General features: G+C 61.6%; 16 protein-coding genes. 2 read left to right on the top strand and 14 right to left on the bottom strand.

The window, feature by feature from the left end:
* Positions 1–7: 7 nt before the first annotated feature.
* The 14 genes from PSH78_RS23335 to PSH78_RS23270 form a co-directional block, all read right to left on the bottom strand.
* Entirely contained in the window at positions 8–2785 is a 2778-nt protein-coding gene (locus tag PSH78_RS23335) for a hybrid sensor histidine kinase/response regulator (protein WP_305497082.1), read from the bottom strand.
* A gap of 99 nt (positions 2786–2884) precedes the next feature.
* Positions 2885–4180 (bottom strand): phosphoribosylamine--glycine ligase, encoded by a 1296-nt coding sequence (gene purD / locus PSH78_RS23330; protein WP_305497081.1) that lies wholly within the window; start codon positions 4178–4180, stop codon positions 2885–2887.
* Between the two features lie 188 nt (positions 4181–4368).
* On the bottom strand, positions 4369–5976 hold the full coding sequence (gene purH, locus PSH78_RS23325) for a bifunctional phosphoribosylaminoimidazolecarboxamide formyltransferase/IMP cyclohydrolase (RefSeq protein ID WP_305497080.1): 1608 nt from the start codon (positions 5974–5976) through the stop codon (positions 4369–4371).
* 83 nt (positions 5977–6059) lie between these two features.
* The gene (gene fis, locus PSH78_RS23320; protein ID WP_025211617.1) at positions 6060–6380 is read right to left on the bottom strand and encodes a DNA-binding transcriptional regulator Fis; all 321 of its coding nucleotides are present in this window, start codon (positions 6378–6380) and stop codon (positions 6060–6062) included.
* Positions 6377–7384: a tRNA dihydrouridine synthase DusB gene (gene dusB, locus PSH78_RS23315; RefSeq protein WP_305497079.1), complete on the bottom strand. Its 1008-nt coding sequence runs from the start codon at positions 7382–7384 to the stop codon at positions 6377–6379. Before dusB ends, fis begins: the two co-directional genes overlap by 4 nt.
* 184 nt (positions 7385–7568) lie before the next feature.
* On the bottom strand, positions 7569–8798 hold the full coding sequence (locus PSH78_RS23310) for a DUF3426 domain-containing protein (RefSeq protein ID WP_305497078.1): 1230 nt from the start codon (positions 8796–8798) through the stop codon (positions 7569–7571).
* Between the two features lie 30 nt (positions 8799–8828).
* The gene (gene prmA, locus PSH78_RS23305) at positions 8829–9707 is read right to left on the bottom strand and encodes a 50S ribosomal protein L11 methyltransferase (RefSeq protein ID WP_305497077.1); all 879 of its coding nucleotides are present in this window, start codon (positions 9705–9707) and stop codon (positions 8829–8831) included.
* A gap of 150 nt (positions 9708–9857) precedes the next feature.
* On the bottom strand, positions 9858–11216 hold the full coding sequence (gene accC, locus PSH78_RS23300; protein ID WP_007971365.1) for an acetyl-CoA carboxylase biotin carboxylase subunit: 1359 nt from the start codon (positions 11214–11216) through the stop codon (positions 9858–9860).
* A 17-nt stretch (positions 11217–11233) separates the two neighbouring features.
* A complete protein-coding gene (gene accB / locus PSH78_RS23295) occupies positions 11234–11698 on the bottom strand; it encodes an acetyl-CoA carboxylase biotin carboxyl carrier protein (protein ID WP_134922689.1) in 465 nt (154 codons plus the stop codon).
* Between the two features lie 48 nt (positions 11699–11746).
* Positions 11747–12199: a type II 3-dehydroquinate dehydratase gene (aroQ, locus tag PSH78_RS23290; RefSeq protein WP_305497076.1), complete on the bottom strand. Its 453-nt coding sequence runs from the start codon at positions 12197–12199 to the stop codon at positions 11747–11749.
* Between the two features lie 260 nt (positions 12200–12459).
* A complete protein-coding gene (locus tag PSH78_RS23285; RefSeq protein ID WP_305497075.1) occupies positions 12460–12912 on the bottom strand; it encodes a hypothetical protein in 453 nt (150 codons plus the stop codon).
* Positions 12890–13273, bottom strand: coding sequence for a polymorphic toxin type 44 domain-containing protein (locus PSH78_RS23280; RefSeq protein ID WP_370871019.1), 384 nt, complete (start codon positions 13271–13273; stop codon positions 12890–12892). Before PSH78_RS23280 ends, PSH78_RS23285 begins: the two co-directional genes overlap by 23 nt.
* Before the next feature lie 224 nt (positions 13274–13497).
* A complete protein-coding gene (locus PSH78_RS26765; RefSeq protein ID WP_370871141.1) occupies positions 13498–14100 on the bottom strand; it encodes a methyl-accepting chemotaxis protein in 603 nt (200 codons plus the stop codon).
* Between the two features lie 1396 nt (positions 14101–15496).
* Positions 15497–17167, bottom strand: a complete 1671-nt coding sequence (locus PSH78_RS23270; RefSeq protein ID WP_305497073.1) for a PleD family two-component system response regulator — start codon at positions 17165–17167, stop codon at positions 15497–15499.
* 430 nt (positions 17168–17597) lie between these two features.
* On the opposite strand from PSH78_RS23270, the gene PSH78_RS23265 reads away from it, so the two are divergent.
* A complete protein-coding gene (locus PSH78_RS23265; RefSeq protein ID WP_305497072.1) occupies positions 17598–18665 on the top strand; it encodes a DUF2333 family protein in 1068 nt (355 codons plus the stop codon).
* 3 nt (positions 18666–18668) lie between these two features.
* On the top strand, positions 18669–19226 hold the full coding sequence (locus PSH78_RS23260; protein WP_305497071.1) for an NUDIX hydrolase: 558 nt from the start codon (positions 18669–18671) through the stop codon (positions 19224–19226).
* The last annotated feature ends 45 nt before the right edge of the window (positions 19227–19271 follow it).

The raw sequence follows: 19271 nt of genomic DNA, 5'->3' as shown, positions 1-19271 counted from the left end.
CGACTCTTCAAGAAATATGCGTCGCGGTCTTGTTTTGATGATCACGCTGGGCCACCCAATGCTCGATCAGCTCGCGCAACTGTGACAGCTCCACCGGCTTGGCCATATGCCCGTCCATCCCGGCCTGGCGCGCGCGTTCCTTGTGTTCGGCCAGGATGTGCGCCGTCAGCGCGACCACCGGGGTGCGGGTCCGTTGGTTGCCGACTTCCCAGGCGCGTAGCTGCTGGGTGGCGGAGAAACCGTCGAGTATCGGCATCTCGCAATCCATCAGGACCAGGTCGTAGCGCTGCTCCTTCATGGCCTTGAGGGCTTCTTCGCCATTGCTGGCGGTATCGGGTTGCAGGTTGAGCTTGCCGAGCATGCCGCGGATGACTTTGGTGGAGATGCTGTTGTCTTCGGCTACCAGGATACGAAAGTCGCTGGGCACTTTCACCGGCAGGAGCGGGCCGGCATTCACCGGGGCAGTCGGAGCCTGGCCTTTATTGCGCTGGTTCAGTTCGTCCGCCAGGGTAGTCTTGAGCGTATAGCCGGCCACCGGTTTGGCGAGGATGCGCTTGACGCCACTGTTACGCGCCACGATCTTGCTCGGCGCGTTGCTGATACCGGTGAGCATGATCAACAGGATGTCGTGGTTCAGGCTCGGGTCTTCCTTGATCTTGGCCGCCAACTGCATGCCGGTCATGCCGGGCATGTTCTGGTCCAGCAGCACCACGTCGAAATAATCGCGCAGGTGCGCCTTGGTGCGCAGCAGCGCCAGGGCTTCCTTGCCCGACGGCACCGCACTGACGTTCAGGCCCCAGGCGCTGCACTGTTGCACCAGTACTTTGCGGCAGGTGTCGTTGTCGTCGACGACCAATACCCGCGCCCCTTGCAGCGGGCTGTCGAGGTCGGAAGTCGGGTGTTCGAGGCGGTCAGGGTCCAGTGGCAAGGTCAGCCACAAGGTGCTGCCCTGGCTGCTTCCACTCTTGATGCCGAACTCGCCGTGCATCAGCATGATCAACTGGCGGGCGATGACCAGGCCCAGGTTGCCCCCCAGTCGCGTGGCGGAGAGGAAATTCTTGCTGTGCAGCTCGGCGTGCATCAGCGTGTCGCGCTCCTCGGCGTCCATGGGCGAACCGCTGTCCTGCACCGCGATACGCAGGCGTGGCTGGTTGCTGCGTTCATCAAGGGCGACGACGATCAGCACTTCGCCCTCGTCGGTTTTCTTCAGGGCATTTTCCAGCAGGCTCAGCAGGGCCTGGCGCAGCCGCGTCGGATCACCACTGATGACACGTGGCACCTGGGGCTGGATAAAACTGATCAGCTCGACATTCTGCTGTTCAGCCTTGGCGCGGAAGATGCTCAGGCAGTCCTCGATCAGCGCATTCAGGTCGAATTGCACATCGTCCAGCTCGATCTGGCCCGATTCGAGACGGGAAATATCGAGGATTTCGTTGATCAGTGTGAGCAGTTCGTTGCCGGCGCTGTGGATCGTCTGCACGTAGTCACGCTGCTTGACCGACAATGGCGTGCCCAGCAGCAACTCGGTCATGCCCAGCACGCCGTTCATGGGGGTGCGGATCTCATGACTGATCTTGGCCAGGAACTCGGCCTTGGCGTTGATCTCGGCATTGCTTGCCGCCAGGTCGCGGCTGATGCTGAAGCGGCTCTCGTTGATCGACCGCTGGCGTTCGCCCAGGGCGACGCTCATCAACAGGCCGCTGATGCAGATGAAGACCAGCAGCGTGACGATCAGGCCTTGCGGCGCGACTTCCGTCAGCCCTTGCAAGGCCGGGAGGATAATCAGCGTGCCGAGGTTGAACACCACCATGGCGGCGACGAACAGGCGTGCCGGGCGGTAGCCTTTCTGCCAGTGCCAGGCGCTGACGAACAACATGCTCAGCCCGGCCAGCGCCACCAGTGCATAGGTGATGATGTTGAGCGGCAGCGTATTGACGAACAACAGCAGCAGGCTGCATAGCACGATGAAGACGATTTCCCCCACCAGCAGCCGGTTCAGCGGATGCTCGCCCAGCGGCGCGAAGAAACGAAAAGCGAACATCAAGCCGCAGGGCGCGGTCAGCAACAGCGCCAGGTACGCTCCCGGCGTCTGGATCGCCGGCCAGTCAGGCAGCCAGGCCCCGGCCAGGTTCAGCAAGAGGATCAGGCTGAGCATCAGCAGCCCTTCACAGGCTGCCAGCCACAGGCAACTGCGCGAGCGGGTATAGGCGTAACGGGTGAGGTTGTGCAGGATCAACATGGCGATGCAGCCGAACAGCAGGCCGTAGATCAGCGTCTGGTTCTGATTGGCCGCCGCCGTTATGGCCGGTTGCAGTGTGACGTAGGGGCGCAGTTCGTACCGGGAGGCCAATCGCAGGTAGACGTCGAGGGGCTTGTCACTGCGCGGCAGTGCCAGCATGAGATCACTGCTGGGAGCGGCCTGTTCGGTATCTGGCGTGGCATTGCCACTGATCTGTTGATCAATCAGCGTATCGCCGTCCAGCACATAAAGATTCAGGCGCGACAGGTCTGGTGCAAAGATGCGCAGAATCTGTTCATGCCGGTCAGGCGCCAGCCGGAAACGCAGCCATAATGCTCCGCCGGGTTCGGCCGCCTTGAGGTGGTCCAGGTCTATCGGGCTGAATTGATTGGTGTAGCGGGCGGAGCGGATATCGCTCAGCTTCAGGTTACCCTGTTCGTCGAGCAATATCGCCCAGCCACTGCCTGGCGCGGCCTGGGCCGGGAACATGCAGAGCAGTGTCAGCAGGGTAACGGTGAAGCCTATGGCAATCCTGAGCCAGCGCACGGCGAAATCCCTTCATAGGTTGATGCCAGATTATAACTATGCGCGGCGCCCCGGCAGCCAGGCAAGGGCCATGGGCCTCTGCCTGGCTGAACGGCCGGGTTATTCCTGGTTTTCGCCACGCTCACGGGCAATGGCTCGGTAGCCAATGTCGTTGCGGTAGAAGCAACCTTCCCAATCAATCTGTGCGGCAAGCCGGTAGGCCTGCTGCTGGGCAGCATCGACACTGGCGCCCATGGCCGTGGCGCAAAGCACGCGACCACCGGCGGTGACCACCTGTCCATCCTTCAATGCCGTGCCGGCGTGGAACACCTTGCCTTCCAATTGCGCGGCGGCGTCCAGGCCCTTGATGGCGCTGCCCTTGGCATAGTCGCCTGGATAACCACCCGCCGCCAGCACCACGCCAACGCTTGGACGCGGATCCCATTGGGCTTCAACCTTGTCCAGCGCCTGGGCCAGGGCCGCTTCGACCAGCAGCACCAGGCTCGATTGCAGGCGCAGCATTACCGGCTGGGTCTCAGGATCGCCGAAACGGCAGTTGAATTCGATGACTTTCGGGTTACCTGCCTTGTCGATCATCAGGCCGGCGTAGAGGAAACCGGTGTAGACGTTGCCTTCCTCGGCCATGCCGCGCACGGTCGGCCAGATCACCTGGTCCATCACGCGCTGGTGTACCTCGGCGGTGACTACCGGAGCGGGGGAGTAGGCGCCCATGCCGCCGGTGTTCGGGCCGCTGTCGCCGTCGCCGACACGTTTGTGGTCCTGGCTGGTGGCCATCGGCAAGACATTCCTGCCGTCGACCATGACGATGAAACTGGCTTCCTCGCCATCGAGGAATTCTTCGATGACAACCCGCGATCCGGCGTCACCAAAAGCGTTTCCGGCGAGCATGTCACGCACGGCGTCTTCGGCTTCGGCCAGGGTCATGGCAACGATCACGCCTTTGCCGGCGGCCAGGCCGTCGGCCTTGATCACGATCGGTGCGCCTTTTTCGCGCAGGTAAGCCAGTGCCGGTTCGATTTCGGTGAAGTTCTGGTAGTCGGCGGTCGGGATCTTGTGACGTGCCAGGAAATCCTTGGTAAACGCTTTCGAACCTTCCAGCTGTGCGGCCCCGGCGGTCGGGCCGAAGCAGTCCAGGCCGCGAGAGCGGAACAGGTCGACCACGCCAGCGACCAGCGGCACTTCCGGGCCGACGATAGTCAGCGAGACGTTCTTCTCGGCGAAGTCGGCCAGTTGCTCCAAGGCCAGTACGTCGATGGCAACGTTTTCGCACTTGGCTTCGATGGCGGTGCCGGCATTGCCCGGTGCGACAAAGACCTTCTGCACGCGCGGATCCTGAGCCACTTTCCAGGCCAGGGCGTGTTCACGGCCACCGCTGCCAATGATCAAAACATTCATTTCAAAAACCTCGGATGACGCTGATTCTGTTCGGAACCTAAGGCATTTTGCGCCGTAGGAGGTCGCAATGAAGTCGGTAGATGCAAGGCGGAGCCGACTTCGATGAGCGGAGTTGCCTTTTGGCAATGAGCATCATCGAGGTCGGCTCCAACGCAGCAGATATCGGCTTCAGTGCGGCCGTTGTCTTGTTAGTGACGGAAGTGGCGCATGCCGGTGAATACCATCGCAATGCCGGCTTCATCAGCCGCGGCAATCACTTCAGCGTCACGCATCGAACCACCCGGCTGGATCACCGCCGTGATGCCAACCTTGGCCGCGTTGTCGATGCCGTCGCGGAACGGGAAGAACGCATCGGAGGCCATGACGGCGCCCTGTACCTGCAAACCGGCGTGCTCAGCCTTGATCGCAGCGATGCGCGCCGAGTTGACGCGGCTCATCTGGCCGGCGCCGACGCCGATGGTCTGGCGGTTCTTGGCGTAGACGATGGCATTGGACTTGACGTACTTGGCGACTTTCCAGGCGAAGATCAGGTCGTTGATTTCCTGCTCGCTTGGCGCGCGCTGGGTCACGACCTTGAGGTCTTCGCTGCCGATCATGCCGATATCACGGCTCTGGACCAGCAGGCCGCCATTGACGCGCTTGTAGTCCCAGGCCGGCGCACGGTCGGCCGACCATTGACCGCAGGCGAGCAGGCGCACGTTGGCCTTGGCGGCAACAATGGCGCGGGCTTCATCGCTGACGGAAGGGGCAATGATCACTTCGACGAACTGGCGCTCGACGATGGCCTTGGCGGTCTCGGCGTCCAGCTCGCGGTTGAAGGCGATGATGCCGCCGAAGGCCGACTCGGTGTCGGTGGCGTAGGCCAGTTCGTAGGCCTGGCGGATGCCGCCCTCGGCGTCCGGGCTCACCGCGACGCCGCACGGGTTGGCATGCTTGACGATCACGCAGGCTGGCTTGACGAAGCTTTTCACGCATTCCAGCGCGGCGTCGGTGTCGGCCACGTTGTTGAACGAGAGTTCCTTGCCTTGCAATTGGGTCGCGGTAGCGATGCCGACTTCGGCGGGCTTGGCTTCCACGTAGAACGCCGCGCTCTGGTGCGGGTTCTCGCCGTAGCGCATTTCCTGGGCCTTGACGAACTGGGTGTTGAAGGTGCGCGGGAATTCGCTGCGGCCTTCGGTGCTCAGGGTCTCGGCTGCCTGGTTCACGGTGCCCATGTAGTTGGCGATCATGCCGTCGTAGGCGGCGGTGTGTTCGAAGGCCTTGAGCATCAGATCGAAGCGCTGGGCGTAGGTCAGGCCACCGGCCTTGAGGTTTTCCAGGACACTGGCGTAGTCGCTGGCATTGACCACGATCGCCACGTCCTTATGGTTCTTGGCCGCCGAGCGGACCATGGTCGGGCCACCGATGTCGATGTTCTCAATGGCGGTCGGCAGGTCGCAGCCGGGCTTGTTGATGGTCGCTTCGAACGGGTAGAGGTTGACCGCCACCAGGTCGATCGGCTTGATGCCGTGTTCGTTCATGATGGCGTCATCAATGCCGCGACGACCGAGGATCCCGCCGTGGATCTTCGGGTGCAGGGTCTTGACCCGACCGTCCATCATTTCCGCGAAGCCGGTGTAGTCCGCAACTTCCACTGCGGCGACGCCGTTGTCCTGCAGCAACTTGAAGGTCCCGCCGGTCGAGAGGATCTCGACGCCCAGCTGTTGCAGCTCGCGGGCGAATTCAAGGATCCCGGTCTTGTCGGAGACGCTGATCAAGGCGCGGCGGATCGGCAGGCGGGTGGTCTGGTCGGTCATTTCAATTTCCATCAAAAGCAAGGGAAGTCAGCAAAAAAGGCGACCGTTTTTTACGCGGGCGCCTTTCTGGTTTGATTGAATGCTTACAGCAGATCGTACTGCTTGAGTTTCTTGCGCAGGGTGCCGCGGTTCAGGCCCAGCAGCTCACTGGCCTTGGTCTGGTTGCCCTTGACGTAGTTCATCACGCTCTCGAGCAGCGGTGCCTCGACTTCGGAAAGCACCAGGTTGTACACATCCGTGACGGCAGCGCCCTCAAGGTGGGCGAAATAATTGTGCAGCGCCTTCTCGACGCTCCCGCGAAGGGTCTGGCCTTCTTCGCTGGGCGTGTTGAGGTGCTGTTTCAAATTCACGTTGTCGCTCACGGGTGTTATTCCACTCACTAAAGTCTCGGTCATCATCGTCATGCGGCCACCCCTTCGTCCCCTGTCAGGCTCTTGTAACGTTCGGCGAAAAACGCCTGAACGTCGGCGCATTGTGCTTGCGTACCATCCAAACGATTGAAACGGGCGCGAAACTCCCTGGCGCCCGGCAGGGTTGCGAGATACCAGCCCACATGCTTGCGAGCGATGCGTACGCCCATGACGTCGCCATAGAAGGCGTGCAGCGCGGCCAGATGCTCTAGCAGAATACGTTCCACCTCGGACAATTGCGGCGCAGCGAGCTTTTCACCGGTGCGCAGGAAATGTTCGATCTCACGAAAAATCCATGGCCGCCCCTGGGCGGCCCGGCCGATCAACAGGCCGTCGGCACCGGTCGCGTCCAGCACGTACCGGGCCTTTTCGGGCGAATCGACATCGCCGTTGGCAAACACCGGAATGGACACCGCCTGCTTGATCGCGGCAATGGTGTCGTACTCGGCTTCGCCGGTGTACAGGTCGGCACGGGTGCGGCCATGCACCGCCAGCGCCGTGATACCTGCCTGTTCGGCGATCTTCGCCACCGTCAGGCCGTTCTTGTTGTCCCGGTCCCAGCCGGTGCGGATCTTCAGGGTCACCGGCACATCGACTGCGGCGACAACCGCCTGCAGGATCTCGGTGACCAGGGCTTCATCCTTCAACAGCGCCGAGCCTGCGGCCTTGTTACAGACCTTCTTCGCCGGGCAGCCCATGTTGATGTCAATGATCTGCGCCCCCAGCTCGACATTCGCCCGGGCCGCCTCCGCCAGCATCTGTGCGTCGCCACCGGCGATCTGTACCGAGCGGGGCTCGGGATCGCCTTCGTGGATCATGCGCAGACGCGATTTGCGGGTGTTCCACAGACTCATGTCGCTGGTGACCATTTCCGAGACCACGAGGCCGGCGCCCAATCGTTTGCACAACTGACGAAAGGGCTGATCGGTAACGCCCGCCATCGGGGCGAGGACCAGACCGTTCTGCAATGTATATGGGCCGATGCGTACCGCCGACATAGGACTTCCCTGAAGTGGGGCCGGATCATGAGACTTCGAAAAAGGGTTGGCATGATACCCGCTCTCGATGACTGGATAAAGGTCGAATTGGATAAAATCTGAACAGCTATTTTGTTATCGCCAGCGGTTTGGTCTGGGTGGGTCGAGTCAGAAAGCTGCCGTCAATCAATCGGCCCTGGTGGCTTCATTCGGGTGAATGAAAGCTCAGGCTGTAGTTCACCGCTTTCGGCCCCGGATCGAGGATATCCAGGGCGATATGGATCGGCGTCTGCGGCGGCATTTCCCCCCGGCCTTCGAGATCGCCGCCCAGGTACTCGCCTGGCTTGAAGCGACGGCTGGCGATCAGGTGACCGTTGAGGTCGGCAAAACGCAACTCCAGCAGGGGGAACGGCTGGGAGAAGGGCGCGCGATTGTAGATGATCGCGTCCACCACCAGGGCGCCGCTGAATTCCGGATGGCTGCGCACCACCAGGTTGCTGCTCTTGATCTTGGCGATGTCCACTTTAGACGGGACATCGCAGCCGATGACCGGGCAGATTTGCAGGAACCACGGACGGTACTGGTCCTGGCGGGCCAGTTCTTCGAAATGGTAGGCGATGTACTGGCCGGCCAGCGCTGCCGCGCCGAGCAATATCAACAGGCTCCAGAGCAGGCGACGGCCCCAGGGCGAGCGGCGTTTGCGCCAGTCCAGTTGCAGTGGGTCGTCGTCCAGGTCCTGCAGCGCTTCGGCGCGTATCCCCGGCTCATGGCGCTCGCGCTTCTTGCGCGGCGTTGTCGCAGGCTCCGGTTCGTCATCCAGGTCGTCGGTGGCGGACAGGCGCTCAAGGTGTTCGTGCGGCTCGTCGTCCGGCGTGAGGCTGAGCGGGGCGACAAGTTCGTCGTCCGGCTCCAGGGGCTCAAGGGCCAGGGACAAGGAGGGTTCGGTCCGTGGCGGCCGGGCGGGCTCATGAGGCTCGAACGGCTCGACCGGTATTTGCAGAGCGCCTTCGGCGCGTTCGCTGGGGGATTCGCTGTAGAGGCTGTCGGACCAGGCTTCCGGCTCGTCCGGAAGCTGCTCGCGCTGGGCGCTCAGGTTGTCTTCGCGACGCCGGCCAAAGCTGTCCGGGGCGCGCTTTTCAAGGCGCTCCAGGCGCGCGAGCTCCTTGTCCAGGTCATCGAGGTCGAGCTCGGCGGCGCTCCATTGTTTCTGGCTGATGGCGCGGGGCGGCGGTGTATCGACGACTGGCGCGGCGAGCGGCGCGAGTGGGGGCGCAACGGTCTTGGCCGTGCGCTGCTCGAGCAATTGTCGCGCGGCGTTGAACACCTGCAGGCACGAGCCGCAGCGAACCACCCCGCGTGCCACGCTCAATTGAGCATGGCTGACACGAAAACTGGTGTGGCAATGCGGGCACTGGGTGACGAAGCTGTCGGTCATGCGGCAATCCGGTCGATACAGGCGGCCATTCTAGCGCCGACGTCCAGTGATGCGCACCCAGCCATCGCGATTGGCAATCGGGTCCAGGTCGAAATCCCCGGCATAGGCGGCGGCGACTTCTTCGCCCTGTTCCGCCAGGATGCCCGACAGCGCCAGGCGTCCGCCCGGCTTGACCAGGCTGGACAGCTGCGGTGCCAGCGACACCAGCGGGCCGGCGAGGATGTTGGCCACCAGTACGTCGGCCTGTACTTGGGGCAGGTCTTGGGGCAGGTACAGCGGGAAAAGTGCTTCGGCAATGTTGTTGCGTCCGGCGTTGTCGCGGGACGCTTCCAGGGCCTGGACATCAATATCGGTGCCGACCGCTTCCTTGGCGCCCAGCAGCAGCGCGGCAATGGCCAGGATCCCCGAACCGCAGCCGAAGTCCAGTACGTGGCAGTCCTTCAGGTCCTGGCCGTCGAGCCACTCCAGGCACAGCGCGGTGGTCGGATGGGTGCCGGTGCCGAACGCCAGGCCCGGGTCCAGCAGCAGGTTGACCGCGTCCGGCTCCGGTGCGGCATGCCAGCTCGGCACGATCCACAAGCGCTGGCCGAAGCGCATCGGCTGGAAGTTGTCCATCCAGCTGCGTTCCCAATCCTGGTCCTCGATCACTTCGCTGTGGTGCTCGGGTAGCGGGCCGCCGGTCAGCAGCTCCAGGTGAGCAAGCACGCTGGTGGCTTCGGTGCCACCCTCGAACAGGGCCAGCAGGTGGGTGTGCGACCACAGCGGGGTGGTGTTGAGTTCCGGCTCGAAGATCGGCTGGTCCTCGGCATCCATGAAGGTGACCGAAACGGCGCCAACTTCAAGAAAGGCGTCTTCATAGGTTTCGGCTTGTTCCGGGCTGATGGCCAGACGTACTTGCAGCCAAGGCATGGCGGGCACCTTTGAAAAATGATGATTGCAGCCTAGCGGCCAGCGAAGCGCGCAAGTTTACGCGAGCGCAAAGCTTTTGTGGGAGGGTTTGCGAAACCTGCAGGAACGACAAAGCCGCCCGAAGGCGGCTTTGTCTGGTGCGGTTGAAGCTTAGTGCTTTTCGCCCGCCAGCTTGTGCTCGAGGTAGTGAATGTTCACGCCCCCTTTGCAGAAGCCTTCGTCGCGGGTGAGGTCGCGGTGCAGCGGGATGTTGGTCTTGATCCCGTCCACCACGATCTCGTCCAGCGCATTGCGCATGCGCGCCATGGCTTCGTCGCGGGTTGCCCCGTAAGTGATCAGCTTGCCGATCAACGAGTCGTAGTTCGGCGGAACGGCATAACCGCTGTACAGGTGCGAATCGACGCGAACGCCGTTGCCGCCCGGGGCATGGAAATGCTTGACCGTGCCTGGGCTTGGCATGAAGGTTTTCGGGTCTTCGGCGTTGATCCGGCATTCCAGCGCGTGACCGCGGATGACCACGTCATCCTGGGTGAACGACAGCTTGTTACCAGCGGCGATGCTGAGCATCTCCTTGACGATGTCGATACCGGTGACCATTTCCGAAACCGGATGCTCCACCTGAACGCGCGTGTTCATTTCGATGAAGTAGAAACGACCGTTCTCGTACAGGAACTCGAAAGTACCCGCGCCGCGGTAACCGATATCGATGCAGGCCTTGACGCAGCGGGCCAGGACTTCCTGGCGAGCCTGCTCGTCGATGCCTGGTGCCGGCGCTTCTTCGAGGACCTTCTGGTGACGACGTTGCAGCGAGCAATCGCGGTCGCCGAGATGAATCGCCTGGCCTTGGCCGTCGGACAGTACCTGGACCTCGACGTGACGTGGGTTGGTGAGGAACTTTTCCAGATAGACCATCGGGTTGCCGAACGCCGCGCCTGCTTCGGAGCGGGTCAGTTTTGCCGAGGAAATCAGGTCTTCTTCCTTGTGCACCACACGCATGCCGCGACCACCACCGCCGCCGGCGGCCTTGATGATCACCGGATAACCGACTTCGCGACCGATGCGCAGAGCGGTTTCTTCGTCTTCAGGCAGCGGGCCGTCGGAGCCTGGAACGGTTGGCACGCCGGCAGCGATCATGGCGTGCTTGGCCGAAACCTTGTCGCCCATCAGGCGAATGGTTTCGGCTTTCGGACCGATGAAGGCAAAACCGGAGTTTTCCACCTGTTCGGCGAAGTCGGCGTTTTCCGCGAGGAAACCGTAGCCAGGGTGAATGGCGGTAGCGCCGGTCACTTCGGCGGCGGCGATGATCGCCGGGATATGCAGGTAGGAGTGCGCAGCCGACGCCGGACCGATGCAGACGGATTCGTCCGCCAGGCCCAGGTGCATCAGTTCTTTGTCGGCCTTGGAGTAAACGGCGACGGTCTTGATGCCCATCTCTTTGCAGGCACGCAGAATCCGCAGGGCGATCTCACCGCGGTTAGCGATCAGAACTTTTTCCAACTTCGCAGTCATCAAAGGCTCTCCGCGGTTCAAACGATGGTGAACAGCGGTTGGTCGTACTCAACCGGCTGGCCGTCTTCGACGAGGATGGACTCGATCACACCGCTGGTTTCAGCTTCGATGTGGTTCATCATCTTCATGGCTTCGACGATGCACAAGGTGTCGCCTTTCTTCACTGTCTGGCCAACTTCAACGAAGGACGGTGAGGTCGGGGAAGACTTGCGATAGAACGTGCCGACCATCGGCGAGCGAGCAACAGTGCCGTTGAGCGTCGGCGCGGCCGGTGCGGCTGGTGCCGCGGCGGCAACTGGAGCAGCTGCCGGAGCAGGAGCAGCGGCGGGCGCTTGCATCGGTGCCGGTGCATAGAACTGCTGGGCCGGGGTCTTGCTGTGGCGGCTGATGCGTACGGACTCTTCGCCTTCCTTGATCTCGAGCTCGTCGATGCCGGACTCTTCCAGCAATTCGATCAGTTTCTTAACTTTACGGATATCCATGAATCATCAACTCCCAAGGGTCGGTCAGGGGCGTTTAACGCTTGTTGTTCAAGCTGTTGCCTGTTTTTCAAGCTGCTCTAGAGCGGCCTCCAGGGCCAGTCGGTAACCGCTGGCGCCAAGGCCGCAGATCACGCCTACTGCTACATCGGAGAAGTAGGAGTGATGGCGGAAAGGTTCGCGTTTGTGCACGTTGGACAAATGCACTTCGATGAATGGGATGCTCACTGCCAGCAGCGCGTCACGTAATGCGACGCTTGTATGTGTAAAAGCCGCGGGATTGATCAGAATGAAGTCCACGCCTTCGCCACGCGCGGCATGGATGCGGTCGATCAATTCATATTCGGCATTGCTTTGCAGGTAGAGCAAATGATGGCCGGCGCTACGGGCCCGTTGCTCCAGGTCCTGGTTGATCTGGGCCAGTGTCACGGCGCCATAGACGCCCGGTTCACGGGTGCCCAGCAGGTTCAGGTTGGGTCCGTGCAGGACCAGAAGGGTCGCCATCTGCTGTTCCTTGTTGTCTGTGAGCAGGTGTCAGAACCCGGAGACTATGCCGCAAAGTCTTTGTGACTGTCCAGTTCCCGGCAATAGCCGGCACGTTGACCGATGTTTGCGCGAAGTTTGTGACCATGTATCTGGATTCGGTCATCACTGGCATGAGACTGCAGTTGAGCACTGTGGGAGCGAGCTTGCTCGCGATGACGATGGCACATTCAGCGATGACGCAAGCTGCGCCACCGCTATCGTGAACGAGCTCTCGGCCCTTACTCAGCTGGAGCTGAACGCAAATAGATATTCACCGTCGTGTAGTCTTCGCCATCGGCGTTTCGGTAGAGGGTATTGCTGTGGTAGGCGTAGATTTCCTTGTCAACCAATACCGTAATCGTCTGTTCCTGGATGTCTATGGTTATCGAGTCATCCCGGGTGACAAGAAATGGCGTCGCGGTTTTCAGTTCGGAAAGTATGTCACCGTCCGCTGCCAGGGTCCGATAGACGTAGTAGCGGTAACTGAAAGGAACCGTCGCTCCGCCACGCTCAACCTTCACGCCGTAGATAAATGCACCCTGAGACAAGGGTTTTCGTAATACGACCTCTGTCAACTCAGGCGTATTTTGACGGAAGAAGCATGTCCAACTGGTGTAAGCCAGCACGAGGGCAAGCACTGTGCACAAGACAGCGAGAAGGGCCGGTTTTTTAGTAGTTTCTGAATTTGGCATATTTCACCCCTTCCTTGATCCATCGCTGGTCTCCCGGATCGTCGCCGAAAGGGGCTTGCCCCCACCATGTCCCGAATTCTGCCGTGGTTGTTCCTGCTCGACTTTGGGCCAGACCTGCTGCCCGTAAAAGAACGTCTTCGCTGAAGCCTGCCGCGGTTCCGGTGGCGCCGTAGTTGAAATTTCCAAAGGCTTCATATTCCGCGGATAGTTTCTTGTAGTCCCAAGGGCCACGATTTCTTACTTGGGTATAAAACCAAGAGTAGATAAAAGCCGATCCGGCTTTCAGAACATTTTTCTTATGGTGTGCCACGGCCATGTTTTCTTCGACAGAAACACCGGGTGGCGACGAAGGTACCCTCATTGCATGTTCCTTTTGCAATTTCTTGAAGGGCCGGGAGCCTAGCATGAGGGGGGGGTGTCAAAAAATCCGTAACCTTTTCATGCGACAACATCTATCAGGGCCCGCCCAAGGAGCCCTGTGACTTTCAACATGGCGCATCGAAAGAAACGCTGGCGGGTTCTACGGCAGATGCACGACCCAGCGGGAGCAAGCTCCCTCGCCGCAGGTTCAGTGGGCTTCTGAAATCACACCCGGAACGCCTGCACCGCCGTGTGCAACCGCCCGCCCAGGAGCAGCAGGTTGTCGCCCTGTTCCCGGCCCTGGCCGATGCGCTGCAGGTTATCCCCGCCCAGTTGGTGGATCCGCTCGCTGTGATCGCGGATTTCGCTGACGGCGCCGCTTTGCTGGGCGGTGACATCGGCGATGCGCACTGCGGTATCGGCGATGGTCTGGATCGCCTCGACGATTTTATCCAGTGCACCATCGGCCGCCTGGGCCTGGCTGGCGGTGGCTTCGGCGTGTTCGACCTGGGCGCGCATGCCTTCCACGGACTGGCGTGCAGCCTGCTGCAAACGGGCAATGAGCGCCTGGATCTCGGCCGTGGCGCCTGCGGTGCGTTGAGCCAGGGAGCGGACCTCCTCGGCCACAACCGCAAAGCCGCGGCCCATTTCCCCAGCGCGGGCGGCTTCGATGGCGGCGTTGAGTGCCAACAGGTTGGTCTGGTCGGCAATCGAGCGGATGACGGTCAGCACGCCGCCGATGGTCGCCGACTCCTCAGCCAGCTGTTCGATCATTTGCGCATTGCCCTGCACTTCGCCGACGAGCGAGTGCAAGCCGGCGAGGCTCATGCCGATCACTTTCTGGCCTTGCTCCACGGCATGCCCCGCACTGCGACTGGCATCCGCGGCCTGGCTGGCATCGCCGGCCACTTGCTGGATGGTCGCTTCGAGCTCACTGAGGGAGTCGCGGATCAATGCCGTGTCACCGGCCTGGTCTTCGGCACCGCTGTGCAGTTCGCCACTGAGCTCGGCCAGGGTCCGGCTGCTGCCGGCCACCTGTTCGGCGTTCAGGCGGATGGTACCGACCAGATCTACCAGATAGGCGCGCAGGCGATTGAGCGAGGCTTCGATGTCCTGCAGTTCACGGTTGCTGGCGCCGACACGGATATCGCCACTGAAATCGCCTTCGGCCCAAGTGGAAAGGGCCGGCGCCAGGCGGGTCAAGGTCCTGGCCAGGCGTCGCTGCAAGGTATCGATAAGAAGGGCGATCAGCAGAATCAGACCGATCATCACCCCTTGGATGACCCGCACTTCGCCCTGGATCTGCCCATGTTGGGCGCGGACCGCAGGCTCCATGGCGTCGATTGCCCGTTGCACATCGGTGGTTTTCAAGTGCGTGGCATCGGCCAGCTCGGTGCGTTTCTGGATCAGTTCGCGCGTGCGCGCCAGTTCGGCGGGATAACGCCCGAGCAGGCTGTTGAGTTCGCGCTTGAGGGCAATCCCGGCGTCTTCGGCGGCGGCCTTTTCCTCGGTTTCCAGACCCATCAACGCGGCAAAGTCATCGCTGCCCGATTCGTTGCTGGCGGTGACGCCGAGCAGCGGCAGGCTGTCCAGCTGCTGGGCCTGGGTGCGGATGTTGGCCAGTTCCCGTTCGACATCGGCGGCCAGTTCACTGCGGCCGCTGCTGACCAGTTTGTCCCGGGCGAGGGACAACCGGCCCAAATGCTGTGAGGCCGCAAACAGCGGCGGCAGATAAGCCGGCGCGCCGTTGGCGTACTGGGCAAGTTGGTCCAGGCTGGCGCTCAGCTCACGTTCAGCCTGCAACAACAGGGCCTGTGGATCAGCCGCCAGTTTGCCCGCGGCCAGCAGGTCGGTCTTGCTGAAACCGTCAAGGTTCGACAGGCTCGGGCTTAGCGTCCTGGCCAGGTCCGGCGGGAACTGGTGCAGATCTTTTTGCAGGGTTTCCAAGGCCTGGGTGGCTGCGCTGAGGCGCAAGGCGTCGCCGCTGGCCAGGTAATCTTCGATGTTGCGCGCCACTTCGCCCTGGAACTGCCGCGAAAGGCCCAGGTAGCGTTCCATCAGCAGATATGGACGCTCCAAGGCGATCTGCGACCACCACAGGGTGGCGCCGAGGCCAAGGCATACGGCAACTAAAAGAACAGTGTTGAGGTTGGTCAGCAGCTTCAGGCGCATCAAGGGTCTACCGGGGGCAGAATCGTAAGTGCCTGAAGTTATTGCGTTTGCGTTACACGTTTATGACCGAATCAGTCGATTCCGATGAAAAAGTGGCACTTTGCTTTGATTGCCTGGCGCTCTGCACCCGATTGCGCCCGGCGTGCTTGGCACGGTACAGCGCCTCGTCCGCCTGGCTGGCCATCATCAGGCTGTCGGATTCTTCGCTCATCTCCACCACCCCGGCGCTGAAGGTGCACCACAAGTCCTGAGGTTGGGCGGGGTAGTGAATCTCGGCAAAGCGCTGGCGGATTTCGTCCAGCACTGTGCAGGCGGCATCAATATCGGTGTCGGGCATGACGATGGCGAACTCTTCGCCGCCGTACCGGCCGATGAAATCGGTCTTGCGCAAGCGTTGCTTGAGAAACAGCGCCAGGCTTTTGATCACCCGGTCGCCCATGGGGTGGCCGTGGCTGTCGTTGACCCGTTTGAAATGGTCGATATCGAGCATGGCGAAGCTCAAGGGCTTGCCCTCACGGCGGGCGCGGAAGCTGCAGTCTTCGAGCAGTTGCAGGATATGGGTGTGGTTGTACAGGCCGGTGAGGCTGTCGCGCACCATCCGTGCCTTGAGATTGCGGGCCCGGGCCGCACGGTTGCGCACGGTGGTGATCAGGTGCCGGGGCTTGATCGGTTTGGTCAGGAAGTCATCACCGCCCTCGCTCATGGCGTCGAGCTGTTTGTCCAGGTCGTCTTCGGCGGACAGGTAAATGATCGGCACGCTGACGTAGCGGTCGTTGTGGCGGATCACCTTGGCCAGTTCCGTACCGGTGCAGGCAGGCATGTACATGTCGAGGATGATCAGGTCGGGCTGGAAGTCCGCCAGCTCGGCCATGGCCTGGATCGGCTCGATCAGCGTGCGCGTGACAATGCCGGCGCTGTTGAGCAGGCGTTCGGTGTGCAGGGCCTGGGCGCGGGAGTCATCGATGATCAACACTTTGTAGGGTTCGTACTGGGCGACGCAGGTCAGCACTTCGATTTTTTCCAGCAGGCTCGAGGCCTCCAGCGTGCCGGTGAGAAACTCCTGCCCGCCGGCGCGCACGGCGGCCAGCCGCGTTGGTGTATCGGTTTCCAGCAAACTGAAAAACAATAGCGGCAGGGGTTGATCCAGGCCTTCCTGGGCTTGGGCCGCCAGCTTCAGGCCCACGCCCGGGCCGCTGAAATCCACGTCCATGACAATGGCCGCAGGCAGACGCTCGACCATCGCGGCCCGGAATGCAGCGACGCTGTCCAGGGACAGGGCGCTGAGGCCGAAGAATTCCAGTTGCTTGGCCAGCCGTTCGGCACGGTCATGGTCTTGCAGCAATATGTAGATGGGCTTGCGTAGCGGCGGCAGGAAGGTTTGCTCGAGCTGGTCGCCATGGCGCAAGCCGGTGCGGGACAGGCGTTGCATCAAGCGATTGATCTCGGTGATCAGCTGGCTGCTCAAGCGCCCGCGATTGGCGTCCACCGCTTGCAACGATTGACCGATACCTTGGGCAAGCTGGCAATGCTCAGGTTGCTCGAAGCGCTCGGCAAAGCGCAGCAGGCGCAGATTGGCTTCACTGAGCTCCGACAGATCGGTACTGGACCATTCGCTGCGTTGCAGGCGCTGCCATATCTCCAGGATCTGGCGAGCCTGATGAATTACCCGCTGGGCAAAGTGGTGCTTGAGGCGCTCGCGGCTGGGGTCTTCTGGCTCGGTCATATCCTGACTACTAGTTAGGGGGCATGCTGAGATCGACTGGTGGCTCTATGCTAGCACCTCTTTTCCCTTACATGAGTGTTCTACATCAATAATCTGCCAGGAGGCGCCATTCAGTTTCTGACCTGTCGGTCTGGAATTGCCTTTGCGGACCGGGTCTCGGCTCATATAAATAAAGGGCTACAGTGATATCCAACAGCCGATACAGGCTTTTCCGGTACGGCGTAACGACGCCGCTTGCGTGGCGTTATCTTCGCTTCTAACGACGCGGTTTCTTCGATTTTCCAGCCGATGAGGTTCAGGGATTCCCCTAGGCGGGGCGTTGTCTCGTGGCGGTAATTCTCCGATAAGCCCAACGACGGATGCCGGCCAAGGCACGTTGATGTAAGGTTGTGGTCGAACCGTGAACTCAAGTGATTGAAGGGACATCGCCATGCTGGACTGGAAGAACCGCGCGGGCAGCGCGCCTGAACGCGCCGCCGAACCGAAATCGGACACCCGCAGCTATCTGGGTGGGCTGTTTTTCAGTCGGGCGCTGGCCACGCTCATTGGCCTGTACCTGCTGGCGACTATTGCAGTCGGCTGGTATTGGAGTCAGGAGCCCGAGCTGTTTCCGGTACAGCAGAACGCCCAGGCAGCGGCCGAGAAGGATGGCCGGCAGATGGTGGTCGGCTACACCACTGTGGAAACCCTCAAGACCGTCGCCGGAACCTTGCTGACCAAGCAGGGCGGCTACATTTCCAACGACCGCTTTCCGCCAGGCCTGTGGATGGACAACATGCCCAGTTGGGAATACGGCGTGCTGGTGCAGGTCCGCGACCTGAGCCGTGCCCTGCGCAAGGACTTCGCCCGTTCCCAGTCGCAGTCCGCCGAAGACGCCGACCTGGCCAAGGCCGAGCCGCGCTTCAACTTCGACAACCGCAGCTGGGTGCTCCCGTCCAGCGAATCGGAATACCAGGAAGGCATCAATTCCTTGAGCCGTTATCAGGCGCGCCTGTCCGATCCAAGTCAGAAAAGCGCGTTGTTCTACGCCCGCGCCGACAACCTGAACAACTGGCTGGGGGATGTCGGTACGCGCCTGGGGTCGCTGTCCCAGCGCCTGTCCGCCAGCGTCGGCCGGGTCAAGCTCAACACCTCGCTGAAGACCGAGGTCCCGGCGCCGGGGCAGGTGCCGCAGGTTGACGAAGAAGTTGTCGAGACACCTTGGCTGCAAATCGACAACGTGTTCTACGAGGCTCGTGGCCAAGCCTGGGCGCTGTCTCACTTGCTGCGCGCCATCGAGGTGGATTTCGCAGACGTGCTGGCGAAGAAGAACGCGACGGTCAGCGTGCGGCAGATCATTCGCGAACTGGAGGCTTCACAGGAGCCGATCTGGAGCCCGATGATTCTCAACGGCAGCGGCTTCGGGGTGTTGGCGAACCACTCGCTGGTCATGGCCAACTATATTTCTCGGGCCAATGCGGCGGTGATTGACCTGCGGCAATTGCTCAATCAGGGCTGAAGGATGGACGAAAGCACCCGGGAGGACGCTCACCGAGTGGCCTCGGATGCCGAGCTGATCGCTTGGGTCGACGAAGACGACAATCTGCTCGGCAGCCTGGTGCGCTCGGATCTGCGCGAGCGAGGCCTGATCGGACGCGGCACCTACATCATGCTGTTCAATTCGGCGGGCGAGCTTTGCGTTCATCGAAGAACCTTGAGCAAGGCTATTTACCCCGGCTATTGGGATGTCGCGGCAGGGGGAATGGTCCAGGCCCACGAGACGTACGCCGAGTCGGCCGCACGCGAGCTGGCCGAAGAATTAGGCGTGAGCGGCGTCGAACTGGTCGCCCACGATCATTTCTATTTCGAGGACACCGGCAGTCGCCTGTGGTGCGCGGCGTTTTCCGCCGTGTGGGACGGGCCGTTGGTCCTGCAACCGGAAGAAGTGCTGGAAGCACGCTTTCTGCCCGTCGAGCAGGTGCTCGATGAAATCCGCCACAAACCGTATTGCCCGGACTCCCTGGCGGCGCTTGGGCGCTATTTGCGCGCCCGTGACCGCGGTGTCGCAAAGAAGCTGTAAATTGGCGCTGATTGGCCCTTAGCAAGTGGGCTTTTTGTCGTTACA

Origin of the sequence: Pseudomonas sp. FP198, assembly GCF_030687895.1 — a bacterium.
In the GTDB taxonomy this organism is placed as follows: Bacteria; Pseudomonadota; Gammaproteobacteria; order Pseudomonadales; family Pseudomonadaceae; genus Aquipseudomonas.
This window is presented reverse-complemented; position numbering and strand designations above follow the sequence as displayed.

Excerpts from the sequence above, each read along its gene's own strand:
- aroQ (WP_305497076.1), bottom strand. The coding sequence starts at position 12,199 with ATGGCGACCCTTCTGGTCCTGCACGGACCCAACCTGAACCTGCTGGGC.
- prmA (WP_305497077.1), bottom strand. The coding sequence starts at position 9,707 with ATGCCTTGGCTGCAAGTACGTCTGGCCATCAGCCCGGAACAAGCCGAA.
- PSH78_RS23310 (WP_305497078.1), bottom strand. The coding sequence starts at position 8,798 with ATGACCGACAGCTTCGTCACCCAGTGCCCGCATTGCCACACCAGTTTT.
- PSH78_RS23270 (WP_305497073.1), bottom strand. The coding sequence starts at position 17,167 with ATGACCGAGCCAGAAGACCCCAGCCGCGAGCGCCTCAAGCACCACTTT.
- PSH78_RS23285 (WP_305497075.1), bottom strand. The coding sequence starts at position 12,912 with ATGCCAAATTCAGAAACTACTAAAAAACCGGCCCTTCTCGCTGTCTTG.
- PSH78_RS23265 (WP_305497072.1), top strand. The coding sequence starts at position 17,598 with ATGCTGGACTGGAAGAACCGCGCGGGCAGCGCGCCTGAACGCGCCGCC.
- PSH78_RS23280 (WP_370871019.1), bottom strand. The coding sequence starts at position 13,273 with ATGAGGGTACCTTCGTCGCCACCCGGTGTTTCTGTCGAAGAAAACATG.
- purH (WP_305497080.1), bottom strand. The coding sequence starts at position 5,976 with ATGACCGACCAGACCACCCGCCTGCCGATCCGCCGCGCCTTGATCAGC.
- PSH78_RS26765 (WP_370871141.1), bottom strand. The coding sequence starts at position 14,100 with ATGAGCCTCGCCGGCTTGCACTCGCTCGTCGGCGAAGTGCAGGGCAAT.
- purD (WP_305497081.1), bottom strand. The coding sequence starts at position 4,180 with ATGAATGTTTTGATCATTGGCAGCGGTGGCCGTGAACACGCCCTGGCC.
- accC (WP_007971365.1), bottom strand. The coding sequence starts at position 11,216 with ATGACTGCGAAGTTGGAAAAAGTTCTGATCGCTAACCGCGGTGAGATC.
- dusB (WP_305497079.1), bottom strand. The coding sequence starts at position 7,384 with ATGTCGGCGGTACGCATCGGCCCATATACATTGCAGAACGGTCTGGTC.
- fis (WP_025211617.1), bottom strand. The coding sequence starts at position 6,380 with ATGACGATGATGACCGAGACTTTAGTGAGTGGAATAACACCCGTGAGC.
- PSH78_RS23260 (WP_305497071.1), top strand. The coding sequence starts at position 18,669 with ATGGACGAAAGCACCCGGGAGGACGCTCACCGAGTGGCCTCGGATGCC.
- accB (WP_134922689.1), bottom strand. The coding sequence starts at position 11,698 with ATGGATATCCGTAAAGTTAAGAAACTGATCGAATTGCTGGAAGAGTCC.